This window comes from Rhodomicrobium sp. R_RK_3, from assembly GCF_002198715.1.
Lineage (GTDB): Bacteria > Pseudomonadota > Alphaproteobacteria > Rhizobiales > Rhodomicrobiaceae > R-RK-3.
The window spans coordinates 116,965-138,203 of record NZ_MWLK01000039.1; the positions used below are offsets into that span (position 1 = coordinate 116,965).

The 21,239-nt window shown below is 66.8% G+C and carries 17 protein-coding genes; 14 read left to right on the forward strand and 3 right to left on the reverse strand.

Annotated features, from left to right (window positions below):
- Positions 1-121 precede the first annotated feature (121 nt).
- The 7 genes from BLEFHOIH_RS25605 (at position 122) to BLEFHOIH_RS25635 (ending at position 10,364) form a co-directional block, all read left to right on the forward strand.
- The gene (locus BLEFHOIH_RS25605; RefSeq protein ID WP_088348900.1) at positions 122-1,471 is read left to right on the forward strand and encodes an L-serine ammonia-lyase; all 1,350 of its coding nucleotides are present in this window, start codon (positions 122-124) and stop codon (positions 1,469-1,471) included.
- Positions 1,472-1,620: 149 nt separating this feature from the next.
- The gene (locus BLEFHOIH_RS25610; RefSeq protein WP_088348901.1) at positions 1,621-3,663 is read left to right on the forward strand and encodes an NADH:flavin oxidoreductase; all 2,043 of its coding nucleotides are present in this window, start codon (positions 1,621-1,623) and stop codon (positions 3,661-3,663) included.
- A gap of 382 nt (positions 3,664-4,045) precedes the next feature.
- The gene (locus tag BLEFHOIH_RS25615; protein WP_088348902.1) at positions 4,046-5,929 is read left to right on the forward strand and encodes a DUF3483 domain-containing protein; all 1,884 of its coding nucleotides are present in this window, start codon (positions 4,046-4,048) and stop codon (positions 5,927-5,929) included.
- Positions 5,926-7,122: an electron transfer flavoprotein subunit alpha/FixB family protein gene (locus BLEFHOIH_RS25620; protein WP_088348903.1), complete on the forward strand. Its 1,197-nt coding sequence runs from the start codon at positions 5,926-5,928 to the stop codon at positions 7,120-7,122. The genes BLEFHOIH_RS25615 and BLEFHOIH_RS25620 overlap by 4 nt, the downstream gene beginning before the upstream one ends.
- Entirely contained in the window at positions 7,115-7,885 is a 771-nt protein-coding gene (locus BLEFHOIH_RS25625; RefSeq protein WP_088348904.1) for an electron transfer flavoprotein subunit beta, read from the forward strand. Before BLEFHOIH_RS25620 ends, BLEFHOIH_RS25625 begins: the two co-directional genes overlap by 8 nt.
- A 117-nt stretch (positions 7,886-8,002) precedes the next feature.
- Positions 8,003-9,280, forward strand: coding sequence for an aromatic ring-hydroxylating dioxygenase subunit alpha (locus BLEFHOIH_RS25630; RefSeq protein WP_088348905.1), 1,278 nt, complete (start codon positions 8,003-8,005; stop codon positions 9,278-9,280).
- Positions 9,281-9,284: 4 nt separating this feature from the next.
- On the forward strand, positions 9,285-10,364 hold the full coding sequence (locus BLEFHOIH_RS25635; protein ID WP_088348906.1) for a hybrid-cluster NAD(P)-dependent oxidoreductase: 1,080 nt from the start codon (positions 9,285-9,287) through the stop codon (positions 10,362-10,364).
- 155 nt (positions 10,365-10,519) lie between these two features.
- Here BLEFHOIH_RS25635 and BLEFHOIH_RS25640 read toward each other — a convergent pair whose 3' ends face one another.
- Positions 10,520-11,557: a GlxA family transcriptional regulator gene (locus tag BLEFHOIH_RS25640; protein WP_088348907.1), complete on the reverse strand. Its 1,038-nt coding sequence runs from the start codon at positions 11,555-11,557 to the stop codon at positions 10,520-10,522.
- A gap of 116 nt (positions 11,558-11,673) precedes the next feature.
- Between BLEFHOIH_RS25640 and BLEFHOIH_RS25645 the strand changes: the two genes are divergently transcribed.
- From BLEFHOIH_RS25645 to BLEFHOIH_RS25660, 4 genes are all read left to right on the forward strand, one after another.
- Entirely contained in the window at positions 11,674-12,738 is a 1,065-nt protein-coding gene (locus BLEFHOIH_RS25645; RefSeq protein ID WP_088348908.1) for a GlxA family transcriptional regulator, read from the forward strand.
- A gap of 41 nt (positions 12,739-12,779) precedes the next feature.
- Positions 12,780-13,781: an ABC transporter substrate-binding protein gene (locus tag BLEFHOIH_RS25650; protein WP_088348909.1), complete on the forward strand. Its 1,002-nt coding sequence runs from the start codon at positions 12,780-12,782 to the stop codon at positions 13,779-13,781.
- A gap of 120 nt (positions 13,782-13,901) precedes the next feature.
- Entirely contained in the window at positions 13,902-14,789 is an 888-nt protein-coding gene (locus BLEFHOIH_RS25655; protein WP_088348910.1) for a proline/glycine betaine ABC transporter permease, read from the forward strand.
- Positions 14,782-15,879, forward strand: a complete 1,098-nt coding sequence (locus BLEFHOIH_RS25660) for a betaine/proline/choline family ABC transporter ATP-binding protein (protein WP_088348911.1) — start codon at positions 14,782-14,784, stop codon at positions 15,877-15,879. The genes BLEFHOIH_RS25655 and BLEFHOIH_RS25660 overlap by 8 nt, the downstream gene beginning before the upstream one ends.
- 2 nt (positions 15,880-15,881) lie before the next feature.
- Here BLEFHOIH_RS25660 and BLEFHOIH_RS25665 read toward each other — a convergent pair whose 3' ends face one another.
- Positions 15,882-16,901, reverse strand: a complete 1,020-nt coding sequence (locus BLEFHOIH_RS25665; protein ID WP_088348912.1) for a hypothetical protein — start codon at positions 16,899-16,901, stop codon at positions 15,882-15,884.
- 148 nt (positions 16,902-17,049) lie between these two features.
- Between BLEFHOIH_RS25665 and BLEFHOIH_RS25670 the strand changes: the two genes are divergently transcribed.
- Positions 17,050-17,280: a hypothetical protein gene (locus BLEFHOIH_RS25670; RefSeq protein WP_088348913.1), complete on the forward strand. Its 231-nt coding sequence runs from the start codon at positions 17,050-17,052 to the stop codon at positions 17,278-17,280.
- 45 nt (positions 17,281-17,325) lie between these two features.
- Here BLEFHOIH_RS25670 and BLEFHOIH_RS25675 read toward each other — a convergent pair whose 3' ends face one another.
- Positions 17,326-18,315 (reverse strand): aldo/keto reductase, encoded by a 990-nt coding sequence (locus BLEFHOIH_RS25675; protein WP_088348914.1) that lies wholly within the window; start codon positions 18,313-18,315, stop codon positions 17,326-17,328.
- Positions 18,316-18,771: 456 nt separating this feature from the next.
- Between BLEFHOIH_RS25675 and ugpC the strand changes: the two genes are divergently transcribed.
- Positions 18,772-19,845: a sn-glycerol-3-phosphate ABC transporter ATP-binding protein UgpC gene (ugpC, locus tag BLEFHOIH_RS25680; RefSeq protein ID WP_088348915.1), complete on the forward strand. Its 1,074-nt coding sequence runs from the start codon at positions 18,772-18,774 to the stop codon at positions 19,843-19,845.
- Between the two features lie 68 nt (positions 19,846-19,913).
- Complete coding sequence (locus tag BLEFHOIH_RS25685; RefSeq protein ID WP_170937388.1) at positions 19,914-21,227, forward strand: ABC transporter substrate-binding protein; 1,314 nt, start codon at positions 19,914-19,916, stop codon at positions 21,225-21,227.
- Positions 21,228-21,239 lie beyond the last annotated feature (12 nt).

Here is a 21,239-nt window from a genome sequence, read left to right on the forward strand (position 1 = left end):
CGCGCGAAGTGTGCCGGGTGAGGGGTTGCGGATTCACGGCTGAGGCACCAACCCCTCACCCTAGCCCTCTCCCCAGGGAGAGGGAACTAGGCTGCGGCTTATGGATGGGTGGGCCGCTCCCATGATCAGCGTCTTCGACCTCTTCAAGATCGGCATCGGGCCTTCCAGCTCGCACACCGTCGGCCCCATGGTCGCCGCCAAGCGCTTCCGCGACGGTCTCGCCGGGACGCTTGCCGCGCATATCCAGGTCCGGCTGTTCGGCTCGCTCGCCTGGACGGGGCGCGGCCATAAGACGGATGCAGCGATCAGCCTCGGCTTGCTCGGCGAGACGCCGGAGGCCATCGATCCCGACGCCGTGCCCGCTTTGCTCGACCGGCTCAATGCCGAGAACACGATCCCGATCGCCGGCCGCCTGCTGCGCTTCGATCCCGCCGCCGACCTAATCTTCAATCACACCGACCTGCTGCCGGGCCATTCCAACGGCATGCGCTTCACCGCATTCGGCGGCGACGGCGCCATCATCTCCGACCGCGTCTTCTATTCCATCGGCGGCGGTTTTGTCGTCGAGGAGGGCGAGAACGCCGAAGCCCAGCCGCCCACCGTCCCGCATCCCTTCGAGACCGCCGCCCAGCTCCTGGCGCTGTGCGATGCGCGCGGCCTGTCGATCGTCGATCTCCAGCGCGCCAACGAGATCGCCCTGCGCCCGGCCTCTGAGGTCGATGCCGGTCTCGACGCCATCGGCCGCGCCATGTTCACCTGCGTCGAGCGCGGCATCACCCATTCCGGCATCCTGCCCGGCGGCCTGAAGGTCAAGCGCCGCGCCATGGCCCTGCACGACACGCTCATCGCGCGCCGCGCCAGCAACCAGCGCCCCGCCCACGACCTCATGGACTGGGTCTCCACCTACGCCATCGCCGTGAACGAGGAGAACGCCGCGGGCGGCCGCGTCGTCACCGCGCCCACCAACGGCGCCGCCGGCATCATCCCTGCCGTGCTCTGCTATTTCCGCGATTTCTGCCCGGACTATGCCGAGGCCAAGATCGGCGATTTCCTGCTCGCCGCCGCCGCCATCGGCAGCCTCATCAAGAAGAACGCTTCGATCTCCGGCGCGGAAGTCGGCTGCCAAGGCGAGGTCGGCTCCGCCGCCTCGATGGCCGCTGCCGGGCTCGCTGCCTGCCTCGGCGCGACGCCCGCCCAGATCGAGAACGCCGCCGAAATCGCCATGGAGCATCACCTGGGCATGACCTGCGACCCGATCGGCGGGCTGGTGCAGATCCCCTGCATCGAGCGCAACGCGTTCGGCGCGATCAAGGCCATCGCCGCCGCCTCGCTCGCCATGCATGGCGACGGCACGCACCGCGTCAGCCTCGACGAAGTGATCGAGACCATGCGCCAGACCGGCGCCGACATGCAGTCGAAATACAAGGAAACCTCGCGCGGCGGCCTCGCCGTGAACGTCGCGGAATGTTGAAAATACGGATGTCATCTCAGCGCAAGCTGGGATCCAGTAAACGCCGGAGAGGCTGCGGCGTACTGATTCCTGCCTGCGCGGGAATGACAGTAATGGAGTTCATGTAAACTGACCGCGATCCAGACACAGGGTCAGGAAAGGCTCGGCTGATGACGGCACCCTTCGAAGCCCTGCTTCGCCCGCTCACCATCAAGGGGCTGACGATCCGCAACCGGATCATGAGCACCAGCCATGCCCCGTCCTACGGCGCGGATGGCAAGCCGAAGGAGCGTTACCAGCTCTACCACGAGGAGAAGGCCAAGGGCGGCATCGGCCTGACCATGTTCGGCGGCTCGTCCTCCGTCGCGGTCGACAGCCCGGCCGCGCCCTGGAACCAGATCTCCGTCGCCGACGACAGCGTCGTGCCGTTCTTCCGCGAATTCGCCGACCGCATCCATGCCCATGGCGCGGCGCTGATGATCCAGCTCACCCATATGGGCCGGCGCACCAAATGGGACACCGAAAACTGGCTGCCGACCGTCTCCGCCTCGCCGCGCCGCGAGCCCGCCAGCCGCTCCATCCCCAAGGAGATGGAGGATTTCGACATCGCCCGCATCGTCGCCGACTACGCCGCCGCCGCGCGCCGCTGCAAGGAAGGCGGGCTGGACGGCTGCGAGATTTCGGCGGCGCATGGCCATCTGATCGACCAGTTCTGGAGCCCGTCCGTCAACAAGCGCACGGACGGCTATGGCGGCAGCCTGGAGAACCGCATGCGTTTTGGCATCGAGGTGCTGGAGGCGATGCGCGCGGCCACCGGCCCGGATTACGTCATCGGCATGCGCATGTCCGGCGACGAACTGATCGACGACGGGCTGACGCATCAGGACTGCATCGCCATCGCCAAGACCTATGCCGAGCGTGGCCTTGTCGATTTCATCAACCTGATCGGCGGCCAGGCGCGCGACCACCTCGCCCACGCCATCGTGCTGCCGAACATGTCCTTCCCCGTCGCGCCGTTCCTGGCGCTGGCGAGCGCGATCAAGCGCGAGGTGGGCGTGCCGGTCTTCCACGCCCAGCGCATCACCGACCTGGCGACGGCGGGGCGGGCGGTGTCGGAGGGGCATATCGACATGGTCGCCATGACCCGCGCCCACATCGCCGACCCGCATATCGTGCGCAAGCTGATGGACGGGCGCGTCGACGACATCCGCCAATGCGTCGGCTACGGCTATTGCATCGACCGCATCTATGCCGGCAATGACGCGCTCTGCATCCAGAACGCCGCCACCGGCCGCGAGCGGACCATGCCGCATGTCGTGCCGAAGGGGGAGAAAAGGCGGCGCGTGGTGGTGATCGGCGGCGGGCCGGCCGGGCTGGAGGCGGCGCGGGTGTCGGCGGAGCGCGGGCATCAGGTGGTGCTGTTCGAGCGCAGCGCGGCGACGGGCGGTCAGGTCTCCATCGCGGCCAAGGCGACATGGCGCGAGGCGCTGACGGGGATCACGCGCTGGCTGACGCAGCAGGCGGTCAAGCGGGGCGTGGACATGCGCCTCGGTGTCGAGGCGACGCCGGAGCTGATCGCGGCGGAAAGCCCGGATGTGGTGATCCTGGCGACGGGCGGGCGGCCGAGCCGGGGCGGCATCGAGGGCGAAGCGTTAGCGGTCACGACCTGGGATGTGTTGAGTGGGGCGGTGACGCCAGCCGAGCATATTTTGGTTTATGACGGCACCGGCCAGCACCACGCGCCGTCCTGCGCGGAGTTCTTGGCTAAGCGCGGCGCGCTGGTGGAGATCGCCACGCAGGACCGCATGATCGGCGAGGAAATCGGCGCCACCAATCAGCCCATCCATATGCGCGAGCTGACCAAGCTCGATGTGATGATGTCGCCGAATTTGCAGCTCGTGCAGATCTACGCCGAGGGCAATCGCCGGGTGGCAGTGCTGCGCAACGAATATACGCACGCCGAGGAGGAGCGGCTGATCGACCAGGTCGTGGTGGAATACGGCACCCTGCCGGAGGACGCGCTGTATTTCGCGATGAAGGAGACCTCGGTCAATCGCGGCGAGATGGATTTACACGCGCTGATCGCGGGCCGCCCGCAGCCCGCCGTGAATGGCAGCGGCGGTTTTGCGCTGTTCCGCATCGGCGATGCGGTGGCGGGGCGGAACATCCACGCAGCGATCTACGACGCCGCCCGGCTCTGCAAGGATTTGTAGGGATGAGCGCAAGGTCTCCCCTCCCGTCGTCCCGCACCCCGGCTCGCTGGCCGGGGCAGGCGGCCTTCAGGCCGAGGCGGGACCCAATCATCTATCCGCGAACGCTGCGGCAAGCAGATATGCGAGTAAGCCCCGGCTCTTACGGCCGGGGCGACGAGCTTTGGAAGGCGCTGAGAATCAATCGGCGCCTCGCTCCCGTCACACGTTCCGCACCCAATTTCAGAGGCCGCATCCGGTCCCCTCTCCCATGGGGAGAGGGACAGGGTGAGGGGGTGTGTCCTCTCGATTTGGCGAGGCCCTACCACACGGATAGGGATTACCCCCTCACCCCAGCCCTCTCCCCATGGGAGAGGGAGCGATCCGTCGCGGATTGGAGGTGCGGATGATTGCTGCCGCGCTCTCCGGCCTGATGCTCACCACGCTGGCGGCGGGCGCGTTGCTCGCCGTATTGAACGCGCGTCGATGGCTGGCGGGGCAGGCGGCGAGCGTCGATCTGGTCGGCGGCTTGCTGGCGCTGCCGCAGCGGTATCTAGGCGATGTGCATCATGTCGTCGCGCGCAAGCCGTATAATGCGCTTTTTCACGCGCTCGTGGCGGGGGGTTTCCTTGCCTCGCTGCCGCTGATCCTGCTCGCCGCTCTACCTGCCCTTCGGGGCTGGCTACTCTGGACGGCGCTGGCTTTGTGCCTGGCGGTCATGCTCGCCGGAGCGCTGATGGTAGGCTGGCGGCGCGGGGTGGCGCGGCCTTCGGAACTGTCCGGCGGAGGCTTCGCGCGGTTGCCATTCGCGTTGCTGGCCTATGCGGTTTGCCTCCTTATCGTCGCCGTCGATCAACTCGCGGGCGAAGCCCTGCCGCAGACCATTTCGCTGACCCTCGTGGCCATCGGCGCCCTCGCCGCGGCCGATCTGATCCTCGGCGTCGGACGCGGGCCACTCAAACACGCGCTGAACGGCGCGCTGCATCTCATCGCGCACCCTCGCCCCGCTCGCTTCCACCATGGAACCCGCGACACCGCCATCCGCGCCCTCGACCTTACCGGCCAAAAACTCGGCACCGAACGCCCCGTCGATTTCGCCTGGAACCGGCTGCTCGGCTTCGACGCCTGCGTGCAATGCGGACGTTGCGAAACCGTCTGCCCCGCCTACGCCGCCGAGCTACCGCTCAATCCCAAAAAAATCATCCAGGACATCGCCGCCGCCCTCGACCCCGCCGCCACCGACCGCGCCTATGCCGGCCATCACCATCCCGGCCGCTCCCCCGGCGAAGCGCATGGCGGCCGGCTGCTGCCGCTGGTCGGCGCGGGCGCAATGATCCACCCGGACACGCTCTGGTCCTGCACGACCTGCCGCGCCTGCGTCGAGGAATGCCCGATGATGATCGAGCATGTCGACGCCGTCATCGACCTGCGCCGCTTCGAGACGCTGGAGCGCGGCGCCACCCCCGGCAAGGCGGCGCTGGCGCTGGAGGAATTGCGCGCCGCCGACAATCCGTCAGGGCGCCCCGCATCGCAGCGCATCGAGTGGGCCGCCGACCTCGCGCTTCCTCTCATCGCGGACCGGGGCGAATGCGACATTCTGCTCTGGCTCGGCGATGCCGCCTTCGACATGCGCGGCCAGCGCAGCCTGCGCGCGCTGATAGAGCTCCTGCGCCGTGCGGGCGTCGACTTCGCCGTGCTCGGCGCGGACGAGCTGGATTGCGGCGACCTCGCCCGCCGGCTCGGCGACGAGGCGACCTTCCAGGACTTCGCCCGGCGCAACATCGCGCTGCTCGGCCGCTACCGCTTCAACCGCATCCTCACCAACGACCCGCATGTGCTGCATGTGCTGCGGAAAGAATATCCGTCATTCGGCGGACGCTACACCGTCGTCCATCACACGGCGCTGCTGCTCGAACTCATCGAGGCCGGACGCCTCGCACCGCGCGGCTCGGGCCGCAGCGTGACCTTCCACGATCCCTGCTATCTCGGCCGCTATAATGGCGAGATCGAAGCGCCGCGGCGGCTGCTCGACGCGCTCGGCCTTGAGCGGATCGAGATGGAGCGGTCGGGCCTGCGCTCGAGCTGCTGCGGCGGCGGAGGCGGCGCGCCGCTGACCGATGTCGCCGGCAAGAAGCGCATCCCGGACATCCGCATGGACCACGCGCGCGCGACCGGCGCGGAGCGCGTGGCGGTCGGCTGCCCGAATTGCACGATCATGCTGGAAGGCGTGACCGGCAAGCGCCCCGCCGTCGCCGATATCGCGGAACTGATGCTGGAGGCGGTGGCATGACGGGCAAGAGGCGCGACCCGCGCGCCGAGCGTCAGGCGCGTCTCATTGCGGGCGGCGAGCGGAAGCGTTTTGCCCTCGGCGCGGTGCCTCAGCCCGCCGGACGCCCGCGCCGCGATCCGCGCAGCCTGCGGCGCGCGGCGACGGTGCCGGGCGGCGTCCGTCCCCGGATCGACTGGCACGGCGGCGCGCGGATGGCGGCGCGGCCCGGTCCCGATGCCCGCCCGCAATCCCAGCCCGAGATCCGCATCACCGCCGATCCGGCCTTTCTCGTGCTCGCGGTTGCCGATCATCCCGGCGGGGCGCTGTCCGAGCATGACCGCGAAACGATCGGCGCGGCCCGGAGCCTCGCCGACGCCGGTGGAGGCGCGGTCGCCGTGCTGACCTCGGGGACAGTCGAGGGCCTGGCCGAAGCCGGCGCGGATCGCGTGCTGTCCGTCCCGGCGGGACATATCGGCGACTACGATCCGGAAGCCCGGACCGCCGCCGTGCTGGCGGCCATCGATCTCTTAAAACCGCGCCATGTGCTCTTCCCCGAAAGCGCCGAAGGCGGGGCCGACCTCGCCCGGCGCGTCGCCGCGCTTTCGGGCGAGCGGCTGTTCGGCGGCGTGGCGTCGCTTTCGGCTGACGCCGCATCCCGGCGGATGCGGGGCGGCGCGATGGAAATGGCCGCCGCGCCGCCGCGCCTGATGTCCATCGCCGAAAATGCCTTCGCCGCGCATGACGGGGTCCGCCACGAAGCCCGCGCGCTGGATGCGCCGGCATTCGCCCCGGTGCGGCGGATCGGGACCGTGACGCCGCTGGCGATCGAGGCGGGCACCCTCAGCCTCGCCGACGCCGATTTCATCCTCAGCGGCGGCAATGGCGTTACCGACTGGGCCGCCTTCGCCGAACTCGGCCGCGTGCTCGGCGCGACGCTCGGCGGCAGCCGCGTCGTCTGCGACGAGGGCCATCTGCCGCGCGACCGGCAGGTCGGCGCGTCGGGCAGCCTCGTCACCGCGCGCTGCTACCTGGCATTCGGCATCGCGGGCGCGCCGCAGCATCTGCAAGGCATCACCGAAGTCCGGCATGTGGTGGCGATCAACACCGACCTCCATGCCGAGATGATCAAACGCGCCGATCTCGCCATCATCGCCGATGCGCAGGCCGTCATGCCCGCGCTGGTCGCCCATGCGAAGGAGCGCCGCGATGCCTAGCGTGGCGGTGCTGTTGTCGGTCGGGCGGCATCCGGCTTCGGGGCGGGCGCGCCGCGCGCCGCTCGATGCCCGGGCGCTGGAGATGGCGTTCAGCCTGCCGAATGCAGCGGTCCACGCCATTCATGCGGGCAATCCCGACGAGCCCGCCTTGCGCGATTATCTCGGCATGGGCATGGAGCGCCTGACCGTGCTGTCCATCCCGAGAGACGGCGATCCGGTCCCCGCGCTGACCGCCCATCTGGAACAGCTTTCGCCTGACATGGTCCTCTGCGGCAGCCGGGCGGAAGGCGGCGAAGATAGCGGCATGGTCCCCTATCTCATCGCCCACGCCCTCGGCTATGCCATGGTGGCCGACATCGCCGCCGTCAGCGCCAGCGCCGCCACAGCCACCCTGACGCAAGCTCTCCCGCGCGGGCGCCGCCGCCTGATCGAAACCGGCCTGCCGGTCGTCGCGACGGTCAACACCGCCGCTCCGGCGCCGCGCCAGTCCAGCTTCGGCCGCGCCCGGCGCGGCGTCATCGACATCCTCGCCGCCGACGCCCCCCCCGATACGCTCGCCGACCAATGCGAGATCCGCCCCTGGCGTCCGCGCCCCAAGCGGATGCGCCTCGCAGCCGCCGCCAGCGCCGCCGACCGGCTTAAAGCCATGACCGAGACCAGATCCGGCGAGGGCGCCGTGATGATCCAGCCCTCGCCGGAAGAGGCCGCCCGCGCCATCTATGCCTATCTCGTGGAAAAGCGCATCATCGGGGATGGGTCATGAGCATTTGCGCAAAAGCGCCTGTCGGATTTACAACCGAATCTGTCGCCGGCGAAAAAGCGCAATCGCGCTCATGTGGCGGACAATCGATCCCGTCCGCATCATTGTCAGGAGAGGCCCTTGCCCACACCGGTTGCCGCTGAAGACCTGCTTCGCCGCCGCAAGCGGGGTTTTAGCCTGGAAGCGCCGTTCTACACCGCGCCCGAAATCTTCGATCTCGACCTCGACATCATCTTCGGCCGCCACTGGATCTATGTCGGCGTCGATCCCGATCTGCCCGAACCGGGCGACTGCATGACCGTCGAGCTGGGCGCGGCATCCATCCTGCTGATCCGCGGCGAGGATATGCAGGTGCGCGCCTTCCACAATGTCTGCCGCCATCGCGGCGCGCGGCTGATCGACGAGCACAAGACATCGGTCGGCAACATCGTCTGCCGCTATCACCAATGGACCTATGGCGAGGACGGCCGGCTGCTCTTCGCCGAGCATATGGGGGCCGATTTCGACCCGAAATGCTTCGGCCTGAAGCGGGTCAATCTGCGCAATCTGGCCGGGCTGATCTTCGTCTGCCTCGCCGAGAACCCGCCCGTCGACATCGAGGCGATGGCCGCAGCCATGGAGCCCTATCTCCTTCCGCACGAGCTCAGCAATTGCAAGATCGCTCACACCAGCGAGCTGATCGAGGAAGGCAATTGGAAGCTCACCATGGAGAACAACCGCGAATGCTATCACTGCTCCGCCAACCATCCGGAGCTGACCATTCCGCTTTTTGCCTATGGTTTTGGCTTCGCGCCCGGCGAGCTGGACGATGAGGGCCGGGCCCAGGCCGAGGGCTATGCGCGGCTGCGGACGGATTGCCATGCCCGGTGGGAGGCTTGCGGCCTGCCCTCGGCGGAGATCGAACGGCTGAACACCGCCGTTACCGGCTTCCGCACCGAGCGCCTCCCCTTGAGCGGCGACGGCGAGTCGCACACCATGGATACGCGCGTCGCGTCGAAAAAGCTGCTCGGCAGCTTTACCGACCGCAAGCTGGGGGGCCTGAGCTTCTGGACCCAGCCCAATAGCTGGCATCATTTCATGAGCGACCACATCGTCACCTTCTCGGCCCTGCCGCTCGGGCCCGAAAGGACGCTGCTGCGGACGAAATGGCTGGTGCATAAGGATGCGGTCGAAGGCGTCGATTACGATCTGGACAATCTCACTAAGGTCTGGCTGCTGACCAACGACCAGGACGGCGCGCTCGTCGCCATGGCGCAGGCCGGCACGCGCCAGCCCGGCTATGAGCCCGGCCCCTATTCGCCCTATACGGAGGAGCTGGTGGAGAAATTCTGCGACTGGTATATCGGCCGCCTGTCGACGCATCTCCTCCCGGCGGCGAGCCGGGTGGCGGCGGAGTAGCGGCGTGGAGGAGCTGTCCACGCCATTGCCGGACTGGGACTCTGAGGCGGACGACGTGCTGGTCTGCCGGCAGGTGCGGCGCGAGACGCATGACGTGGCGACCTTCGTCTTCTCCGCGCGCAAACCCTGCCTGTTCCGCTTCAAGCCCGGGCAGTTCCTGACGCTGGATCTGTCGATCGGCGGCGAGGCGGTCAACCGCTGCTATACCATCTCGGCCTCGGCGGCGCGGCCCTACCGGATCTCGATCACGGTCAAGCGCCAGCCCGGCGGCATCGTCTCCAACTGGCTGCATGACCACCTGAAGTCGGGCGGCCAGATCCGCGCCATCGGGCCGCTCGGCAGCTTCACGCCCGCCCCGTCGGCCGGGAGGAAATGGCTGATGCTGTCCGGCGGCAGCGGCATCACCCCGCTGATGTCGATGACGCGGACGGCCTGCGACCTCGCCGAGGATCGCGACATCGTCTTCGTCCATGCGGCGCGCGAGCCGGCGGACATCATCTTCCGGCACGAGCTGGACGCGATGGCGTTGCAGATGCCGTCGCTGCGGCTCGCCCATCTGTGCGAAACCGTGGCCGGCGAGGCCCATTGGCCGGGCTTTACCGGGCGGCTGTCGCTGCCGATGCTGCGGCTCATCGCGCCAGATTTCCTCGAGCGGGAGATCTTCTGCTGCGGGCCGGCGCCGTTCATGGCGGCTGTGCGGGCCATGCTGGGCGAGGCAGGCTTCGCCATGTCCCGCTACAGCCAGGAAAGCTTCGACTTCGCCGAACTGGCGCCTGCCGAGCAGGCGGAGGTTTCGGAGACGGTCGCGGCTCATCATGGCGACAGTTTCCGCGTCGAATTCGCCAAGAGCGGCCGTATTATCGAATGCGCGCCCGATACCACCATCCTCGCCGCCGCGAAGGCTGCGGGGCTGCGCCTGCCGTCCTCCTGCACGCGCGGCCTGTGCGGCACTTGCAAGAGCCGCATCCTCTCCGGCACGCTGGACATGCGGCACGAAGGCGGCATCCGCCAGCGCGAAATCGATAACGGCCTGGCGCTGCTTTGCTGCAGCAAACCGACCTCCGACCTGGTCATCGACCGCTGACGTCAAAGCGCTCGCGCCCTGACACATCCCCTCCGGTCGTCCCGGACACCCGCAGCGGTGAGCCGGGACCCAATGGCCGATCCGCGACCACTGCGGCAAGAGGAGAGGCGAGTGGGCCCCGGTTCTTCGGCCGGGGCGACGGAGAGGTTAATCTTTTATGTCATCCCCGCATTCGCGGCGATGCCGATCGAGGCCGCCGCGCCGCGATGCCTCGCAGGCGTCAAACCGTATTTGCGGCGGAACGTCCGGCTGAGATGGGAGCTGTCGCAGAAGCCGCATTCGGCGGCGATGGCGGTGATCGAGCGGCCGGTCGTCTCGATCAGATAGCGCGCCTGGCCGAGCCGCATCTCCGTATAAACCTCAGAGGGCGAGCGGCCGAACACCGCCCGGAAGCGCCGTTCGATGCGCCGCTTGTCCAGCCCGACCAGCCGGGCGATCCGGGAAATCGTCAGCGGCGCGTCGAGATGGCGCTGCATCACCAGAAGCACCCGCTGCACCAGCGGATCGCCCGAGGCCGGATCGAGCGGCATGCCCGGCTGAGGCGTCTCGCCGACGGCGGCGCCGTGGATCATCATGATGTGCAAGCTCTTCATCGCCTGCGCCCGGCCGACATGGCGCTCGACCAGATAGGCCGCCAGATGCGCGGTGCTCGCCCCGCCCGAACAGGTCAGCCGGTTACGGTCGACGACGAAAATCTGGTCCGAGACCGGCAGCAGCCCGTCGAAGGCTTCGAGGAAATCATTGTGGTGGAACCAGCTCACGCAGCAGCGGTAGCCGTCCATCAGCCCGGCGCGGTGCAGCACGAACGGCCCGGTGCACAGGCCGACCAGCGGAATGTCATGCGCCGCCGCCAGCCGCAGGAAGGCGTCGATGCGCGGGTCGCCCTGGGCGAGATCGCTGAGCAGGCCGCCGACCACCACGATATAGTCGAAGCGCCTCGGATCGCCCAGACGCTGCTGCGGCTGGATCGAGACGCCGCAGCTCGAGGAAATCGGCATCATGTCGGGCGAGATCACCGACCAGTTGCAGCGGATCGGCCGGGAGCGGTCGCCCTCATCCGCCGCCAGCCTCAGCACATCGACGAAATTGGCGAAGGCGCAAAGCGTGAAGCGTTTGACCAGGATGAAGCCGACGGATAAGGGAGCGCCGCGGCGCGCAGGCAGGCCGGCCCCGGACTGAAGCGGCTCTCTCATCGCCCGATATGTCCCAACAATTCCGAACTTTTGTCGCATCCATTCTGTGGCGCCCCGGAATGTCCGTCAAGATAGGAGCGTGCGGACTCCGGTCCGCGTTCAGCGATGGGGGATGCATGAGCGAAACGGACCCGAGACGGCGGCTGTTCAGTTTCTATCTCGTTCCCGAATTCACTCTGCTCGCCTTCTCATCCGCGCTCGAAGCGCTGAGGCTGGCGAACGCCGCTGTCGGCTTCGAAGCCTATGCCTGGCGCTTCGTGTCGGAGAAAGGCAAAAGCGTAAGGTCCAGTTGCGGCCTCGATCTGGCGGCGCACGCCTCCCTTGCCGAGGAGCGCGCCATGCTTACCGGCCGCGCGCGCCCGACCATGGCCATCGTCTGCGGCGGCATGAACGTGCGCAGCCACCGCAGCCGGGCCGCCGCCACCTGGCTGCGCGAATGCCGCCGCCGGGGCGTCGCGCTGGCGAGCCTGTGCACCGGCAGCGATGTGCTGGCCGAGGCGGGCCTGCTCGACGGGCGGCGCTGCACCATCCATTGGGAGAACCTGCCCGACTTTACCGAGCGCTTCCCGGCGGTCGAGGTCTCGGCCGGCGTCTACGAGATCGACGGCGACGTCTATAGCTGCGCGGGCGGCTCGGCCTCCTTCGACATGATGCTGCATCTCATCGCCCAGGATTTCGGCGAGGCGGTCGTCAGCCGCATTTGCGAGCAGGCCCTAGTGGAGCGCGTGCGGGCCCCGAGCGTGCGCCAGCGGCTGCCGCTCAGGGCGCAGCTCGGCACCAGCGATCCCGCCATCCTGGCCGCCGTCGAGCTGATGCAGGCGAATATGCTGGAGCCGCTGCCGCTGCCGGAGCTGGCCGCCAGGGTCGGCGTGTCGATCCGCCAGGTCGAGCGGCTGTTCCGGCGCGAGATGGGCCGCTCGCCGGCGCGCTACTATCTGGAGCTGCGGCTCGAGCGGGCGCATCACCTGCTGAGCCAGTCGGCGCTGCCGATCATCGAGATTGCCGTCGCCTGCGGCTTCCTCGCCGGCTCCCATTTCTGGCACGCCTACCGGAAAGTCTATGGCTGCACGCCAAAACAAACCCGCATCGCCAGCCAGAGCGGGCGGCCCGCTTCGCCGCCCCGGACCCGCCCCGCGCGCGCACAGACCGCAGACAGACCAGTCATGAGCGAACTGATCTGATGTGAACTCCCTACCCCAGCCGCAATAAGAGGAAAAACGACATGAAGCATCACCTTGCATCGGCCTGCGTCGCATTGAGCATCCTCGCCTCCGGACAGGCCGCAAGCGCGGCCGATTGCGGCGACGTTACCATCGCCAGCATGAACTGGCAGAGCGCCGAAGTGCTCGCCAATCTCGACAAGTTCATCCTCACCAAGGGCTATGGCTGCAGCGCCGACATCATCGTCGGCGACACGGTGCCGACCATCACCTCGATGGTGGAGAAGGGCAAGCCGGACATCGCGCCGGAGGGCTGGGTGGACCTGTTGCCGGAGGTCGTCGATCGCGGCCTGAAGGAGGGCAAGCTGCTGATCGCGGCGGACTCGCTCAAGGATGGCGGCGTGCAGGGCTGGTGGATCCCGAAATACATCGCCGACGCCCATCCCGACATCAAGACCATCGACGATGCGCTGAAACATCCCGAACTGTTCCCCGACCCGGAGGATGCCAAGAAGGGCGCCGTCTTCAACGGCCCGCAGGGCTGGGGCGGGACGGTGGTGACGACGCAGCTCTTCAAGGCTTACGGCGCGGCGAAGGCGGGCTTCACGCTGGTCGATACCGGCTCCTCGGCCGGCCTCGACGGCTCCATCGCCAAGGCTTACGAGCGCAAGCAGGGCTGGATGGGTTATTACTGGGCGCCGACCGCCATTCTCGGCAAATATAAGATGGTGAAGCTCGGCCACGGCGTGCCGGGCGATCTGGCCGAATGGAAGCGCTGCAACACCGTCGCCGATTGCCCCGACCCGAAGAAAAACGACTGGCCGAAGGACAAGATCCAGACGCTGGTCACCAAGTCCTTCGCCGACAAAGCCGGCAAGGAAGTCACGGATTATCTCAAGAAGCGCTCCTGGAGCAACGACACCGTCAATGCGCTGGTCGCCTGGATGACCGACAATCAGGCGAGCGGCGAGGAAGGCGCAAAATATTTCCTCAAGCAGAACCCGGATCTGTGGACGGCCTGGGTCTCGCCGGAGGCGGCCAAGAAGATCAAGGCCGCGCTCTGATCGCAGGGTCTATTGCGGCGCGCCCGTTCGACAGGCGCGCCGCCCCATATTTTTCGCGCTGGATCGGCCGCCTGCGATCTACACTGTCAGCCATCCGGACGTTTCTGCGAGGGGAGCGATATGGACTGGCTGTTCACCTTTCCGCATATGGACGATGAGACGCTGCGGGCGCTGAAAAAGGCCATCGACGAAGGCTTCCGCAGCTTCACCCGGGGCTACGGCGACAGCATCGAGGCGTTCTTCCAGCCCTTGCAATTCTTCCTGATCCAGTCGGAGCGCTTCATGACGCGCACGCCCTGGCCGGTGATCCTGATCCTCATTGCGGCTATCGCCTGGTTCGCGAGCCGAAGCTGGAAGATCGTCGCCGGCTGCGTCGCAACGCTCCTGCTGATCGGCTTTTTCGACATGTGGGACGATACGATGAAGACCATCTCGATGATCTTCGTCGCCACGGTGCTCTCCATCGCCGTCGGCATTCCGATCGGCATCCTGATGGCGCGCTCCGACCGCGTGCAGCAGATCGTCAATCCGGTGCTCGACGTGATGCAGACGCTGCCGAGCTTCGTCTATCTGATCCCGGTCGTTATGCTGCTCGGCATCGGCAAGGTGCCGGGGCTGATCGCCGTCGTCATCTACGCCATCCCGCCGATGATCCGGCTGACCAATCTCGGCATCCGGTTGGTGGACAAGGATGTGCTGGAGGCGGCGGACGCCTTCGGCTCCTCGAGCTGGCAGAAGCTGAAGAACGTGCAGATCCCGCTGGCTTTGCCGACTATCATGGCCGGCATCAACCAGACCATCATGATGGCGCTGGCCATGGTGGTGATCGCCTCGATGATCGGCGTGCAGGGGCTCGGCCAGCCGGTGCTGAAGGCGATCTCGAACCAATATTTCACGCTCGGGCTGTTCAACGGCATGGCCATCGTCGGCATCGCCATCATCTTCGACCGCGTCAGCCAAGCCTATGGCCACCGCCTGCAGAAGCACAGGGTGATCGGCCATGTCTGAGACCGGCGCCTGCATCGAGATCAAGAATCTCTGCAAGATTTTTGGGGCAAGCCCCGCCGCCTATGTCGATGCGATCAACAGCGGCGGCATCTCCAAATCCGAGCTGATGAGCCGGCATTCGCATGTGCTCGGGTTGAAGAACATCTCGATCAGCATTCCGGCGGGATCGATCCAGGTCATCATGGGTCTGTCGGGATCGGGCAAGTCGACGCTCATCCGCCATATCAACCGGCTGATCGACCCGACCGCCGGCAGGATCGTGGTGAACGGCATCGACGTCATGGGGTTGAACAAGACGGAACTGCAGGATTTCCGCCGGCACCAGACCGCAATGGTGTTTCAGAAATTCGCCCTGCTGCCGCATCGCACCGTTTTGAAGAACGTCGTTTACGGCCTCGAAATCCAGGGCGTTCCGCTCGCCAGGCAGATGGAAGCGGGAATGCGCTGGATCGAGCGTGTCGGCCTCAAGGGTTTCGAGAACCACTATCCGAGCCAATTATCCGGCGGGATGCAGCAGCGTGTCGGCCTCGCTCGGGCGCTCACCAATGACGCGCCGATCCTGCTCATGGACGAGGCTTATTCGGCCCTCGATCCGCTGATCCGGATGGACATGCAGACCGTGCTGCTGGACCTGCAAAAGGAGATCAAGAAGACCATCGTCTTCATCACCCACGATCTCGACGAAGCGCTCCGGCTCGGCGACCGCATCGCCATCCTGCGCAACGGCGAGGTGATCCAGCAGGGCACCAGCCAGGACATCGTGCTGCGCCCCGCCGACGATTACATCGCCAGCTTCGCCAGGGAAGTCAATCGCGGCCGGGTGCTGCATGTCGAGACGGTGATGACGCCGCTCGGCGGCGCGGCGATCGCGCGCCCGGCGGCAACCATCGAGGCGGGCGAAACGCTGGAGACGGCGGCGCGGCTGCTGACCCAGGCGAATGAGAGCGAGGCCATCGTCATCGACACGATGCGCAGGCCGGTCGGCCGGATCAGCCTTCAGCAGGTGGCCCGCGCCATGGTGACGCCGAACACCGCCAAGGAAGCCGGCGACACCGTGGAAAGCCTGAGCCAGGCGACGGCCGCTTCCTGACGTCAGCCGACGCGCAGCAGCACCTGATCGCTCAGCCCGGCGGACAGGCTTCGCACGATCCTGCCGCCCGCGGCTTCGACGAGCGGCGCGAAGCCCTCGATGCCGCGCGGGTAGAGCTTGAACTTGGTATCCCGCATCATGCGCCGCCGGATCAGGTCGGCACGGGTGACGGAACCGGCGATCAGCCTCGAGCCGGTCCCAGCCGGCGCCAGCGCCTTCAGATTGGCGATGATCGCTTCATCGCTGCCATATTCGAACAGCGCGCCCTCCGACATGGCCGCGATCACCGCAGGCCCAGACGCAAGCTGGCGCACCAGACGGTCGAGTACCGCCGGTTGGTTCCAATCATAGGCGATCCGCTCGAACGCAATGTCGAGGCCGCTCAGCGGGCGGCCCTCGGCCTGGAGCGCGGCGAGCGCATTGGCGCCGAAATATGGCCCCGCCTCGTCGCCATCCAGCACGTGGATGCGCAAGGGTCGCCTCACCAGATCCGGCCGGTCGCGTCTCAGCAGGATCAGCGTGTTGATGCTGTCGATGGCCGGGCCGCCGCCGATATTGATCAGATGCAGCGGCGCGCCTTCCGCCGCCGCGAGATCGCCCGCCACGCTCTCGGCGATGAGCCGCGCCGTCTGCAGGGTGCGCAGCCGCAGCAGGCCGATATGCGGCGAGGCGGCGAGCTTGCGGTCGAGCGGCTGGTCGAAGGGCGGCGGCAGATTATCCGCGCCCAGCTTCATGATATAGGTGGTGGTGCCGTCGAGGAAATCCGCCCCCGAGCCGACGATCGCCTTCAGCAGCAGCGAGCGCCGAGCCATCAGCTTCAGCATCGGGCGCATGAGGAATTTCGGCAGGCGCCGCCGCTTGCGCTCCTCCGCGGCGAAGCGCTCAAAGAGTGCATCGACACTCGCGGCGTCATCCGGCATGGCGAAATGCGGATTGGTGACGTCGATGACGGGCAGCACGTAGCCCTCGCGCGTCGCCGCATATACGACGCCTTCGACGCGGCGCGTGTCTCCGTCCTGCATGGTGATCCTATCCCCCGCACAAGTCTCTTCCGGCACATATACATAATTCAGGGCGGCGCTTCACCCGCGATCCACAAGCGGCGCCGTGCCTCGGTTGTGCCGCTCCGGCGGCGCTGCTAATCTGCGCCCATTCGAAGGAGGGAAACCCATGAAACATGCCATCGGGATCGCGGTGCTGTTGAGCCTCGTCCCCGCCGCCGCCCATGCCGAGAAAGACCGGGTCTGCGTCAGCGCCGCCGAAAGCGAGCGCGCCTCCTGCGTCTCCCTCGCCAAGGGCAGGACGGCCGCGCTGAATACGTGCCAGGCCAAATATGACCGGCGCGTCGGCACCTGCGCGAATATTCTGGACCCCGCGACGACGGGACGCCCGCGACGCTGATGGCTGCCCGAGGACAGCGCGGGGATCGCCCCGCGCGCCTCTCGACTACCCGCCGAGCGTTTTCAGCACCGCATCCTCATACCGGCCGCCCTGGACATTGGCCGCCAGCGCGTCGAGGCTGGCGATCTGGGCGAGCGACAGCACGATCTCGGCCGCGCCGAGATTGGTCTCCAGATTGGCCAGCCGCGTGGTGCCGGGAATGACCACCAGGTTCTCGGCGCGTCCAAGCAGCCAGGCCAGCGCGATCTGCGAGGGCTGGGCGTCGTGTGCGCCGGCGATGCGCTTGATCTCCTCCACCAGCGCCAGATTGTGCTCGAAAGCCTTGCCCTGATAGCGGGGCGCCTCGGCCGCCCGGAAATCGTAGCCTTCGGCCTTCCAGTCCGGCGTGAAGCGGCCGGTCAGCATGCCGCGCCCGAGCGGCGCATAGGCGACGAGGGTCGTGCCGAGCTGGCGGCAGGCCGGCAGAATGCCGTCTTCTACGAAACGGGTGAAGATCGAATATTCCGATTGCAGCGCGGCGATCGGGTGCACGGCGGCGGCGCGGCGCAGCGTGTCGGCGCCGACCTCGGACAGGCCGATGGCGCGCACCTTGCCTTCCTCGACCATCCGCGCCATCGCGCCGACCGTCTCCTCGATCGGCCGGGTCTTATCGAGCCGGTGCAGATAATAGAGATCGACATGATCGGTGCGCAGATTCTTCAGCGATTGCTCGATGGCTTTGCGCGCATAGTCCGGCGAGCCGTTGATGGGCAGGCGGGCGCCGGTCTTCGGGTCGCGGCCCTGGCCGAATTTGGTGGCGATGAAGACCTTGTCGCGGCGGTCGTGGAAGGCCGCTCCGAGCAGCTTTTCGTTTGCGCCGTTGCCATAGACGTCGGCGGTATCGAAATGATCGACGCCGAGTTCGATCGCGCCCTGCAGCAGCGTGACGGCATCCGTTTCGGACATCGGCTGGCCGTAGGCGAAGGACATGCCCATGCAGCCGAGCCCGATGGCGTTGACGGTTGCCCCATTGCGTCCGATCCGGCGTTTGATCATGGCTTTCTCTCCTGTTCGGCGTGCGCCGCGCAAGCGGCCGCTCTCGTCCCATGCCTATCATGGGAGCGCCCGCCCGCGCGAAACACGCTTCGGCGAGCCGCTGGATCACGGTGATTTTGGATCGGTTCCATCCAAAATCCTGAACTGTGACCTCATTCTAGCGCGGGGAGCGGGATGACCGGCGGCCGGCGGCTTGCCGCTTTTCCTCCTCTCGCTCTAAGACGAAAGCGATAAGCCAAACCGAAAAAAGTGCTTGGCCCCTGTTCGGTTGCACACGTAAAGTACCGCCAAGGATCGGGCAATGCTCCAGCCGCGCGGCGGCGGGGTTAATAAGCCGTTTGGGCACGCCTGGCCGGGAGGAAACATGAAACAGCCATTCTCGCGGACTCCGCGCGGCGCTTGGCGGCATTGCGCCGGCCGGCATCACATCCAGATCATATAGACGGGCCGGGATTTATGGCATCGGTCGATATCAGGCGCGTGACGAAGCAATTCGGTTCGCATCCCGTGATCCATGGCGTCGACATCGCCATTGCCGATCATGAATTCGTCGTGCTCGTCGGCCCGTCCGGCTGCGGCAAGTCCACCCTGCTGCGCATGATCGCGGGGCTGGAGCAGATCTCCGGCGGGGAGATCGTCATCGGCGGGCGCGTCGTCAACGACGTGCAGCCGAAAGAGCGCGACATCGCCATGGTGTTCCAGAATTATGCGCTCTACCCGCATATGACGGTGCACGATAATATGGCCTTCAGCATGAAGTTGCGCGGCGCGCCGCAGGCCGAAATCACCGAGCGCGTCAACAAGGCGGCCGACATCCTCGCCCTGACGCCGCTGCTGCAGCGCTATCCGCGGCAATTGTCCGGCGGCCAGCGCCAGCGCGTGGCGATGGGCCGGGCGATCGTGCGCGATCCGCAGGTCTTCCTGTTCGACGAGCCGCTATCCAATCTCGATGCCAAGCTGCGCGTCGCCATGCGCACCGAGATCAAGGCGCTGCACCAGCGGCTGCGCACCACCTCGATCTACGTCACCCACGATCAGGTCGAGGCGATGAGCATGGCCGACCGCATCGTGCTGATGCGCGACGGCGTCGTCGAGCAGATCGGCTCGCCGCTCGAACTTTACGACCATCCGGCGAACGTCTTCGCGGCCGGCTTCATCGGCTCGCCGGCGATGAATTTCCTGCCCGGCATGCTGCGCCGCGCGGGCAATGAACTGCATGTCGAGACCGCGCGGGGCATCCGCCTGCCGCTGCCGTCCAATGCGGGCGGCACGGACGGGCAGAAGGTCATTTACGGCGTTCGGCCCGAGCACCTGTCGCTCGGCGGCGAGGGCATCCCGGCGACGGTCGCCGTGGTCGAGCCGACCGGGGCGGACACATTCGTCTATAGCGAAGTCGGCGGCGTGCCGGTCTGTGCCACGTTTTCCGAGCGCCACGCTTTCGAGCCGGGCAAGCAGATCGTGCTGAAGCCGCAGCTCGAGACGGTGCATCTTTTCGATGAAGCCAGCGGGGTGGCCATCCGCAACGCCTAGGCCAGGCAAAAAGAACCGAACGCGAAGGGCGGCCCAGAGACCGCCTTCAATCCAAGGGAGAGACGAGCATGACGAAATTCACCAGGCGCGATGCGCTCAAGCTCGGTGCTGGCGCGACCGCCGCCGCCGGCCTCACGAGCATGTTCGGCGCCGCGCCGGCCGCCGCCCAGGACGCCTTCACGCCGGAAGCCGGCGCGAGCTTGCGCGTGCTGCGCTGGTCGCCTTTCGTGAAGGGCGATGAGGAAAGCTGGATCGCCAACACCAAGAAATTCACCGAAAAGACCGGCGTCGAAGTCCGCATCGACAAGGAAAGCTGGGAAGACATCCGCCCGAAAGCCGCCGTCGCCGCCAATGTCGGCTCAGGCCCGGACATCATGTTCGTCTGGTTCGACGATCCCTTCCAATACCCGGACAAGTTGCTCGACGTCACCGACCTCGCCGCCGGCCTCGGCAAGAAATATGGCGGCTGGTATGACGGCCCGGCCGCCTACGCCACCAAGGACGGCCGCAATATCGGCCTGCCGCTCGCTGTCATCGGCAACGCGGTTTGCTATCGCGAAAGCTGGGTGAAGGAAGCCGGCTTCTCCGAATTCCCCAAGGACACCGCCGGGTTCCTGGAACTGTGCAAGGCGCTGAAGGCGAAAGGCCATCCGGCCGGCTTCCCGCATGGCCACGCGGTCGGCGATGGCAACAACTACGCGCATTGGCTGCTCTGGAGCCATGGCGGCAAGACCGTGGACGAGAGCGGCAAGGCCGCGATCAACAGCCCGGAGACCATCGCCGCGCTGAAATACGCCGCCGAGCTGTACAAGACCTTCATCCCCGGCACCGAGAGCTGGCTCGACGTCAACAACAACCGCGCTTTCCTCGCCGGTGAAATCGGCCTGACCGCCAACGGCGTCTCGCTCTATTACGCGGCCAAGAACGATCCAAAGCTCGCCGACATGGCCAAGGATATCAGGACCACGGCCTTCCCGGTCGGTCCGGTCGGCAAGCCGGTCGAGCTGTACCAGACGACCTCGACGGTGATCTTCAAATACACGAAGTTCCCGAAAGCGGCGCAGGCCTATCTGCAATTCATGTTCGACGATGCGCAGATGAATGCCTGGATCCAGGCATCGAGCGGCTATTGCTGCCAGACGCTGAAAGCCTATGCCGCCAACCCGGTCTGGACCGCCGACCCGAACCATGCGCCTTACGCCAAGGCGTCGGAGCAGTTGCGCCCGAACGGCTTTGCCGGCCCGCTCGGCTATGCCTCCGCCGCCGTGATGGGCGACTATGTGCTGGTCGACATGTTCGCCGAGGTGGTGACCGGCCAGCGCACGCCGGAAGAAGCCGCCAAGCGCGCCGAAACGCGCATCAACCGGTATTATAAGGTCTGATTTTGAGGCTGA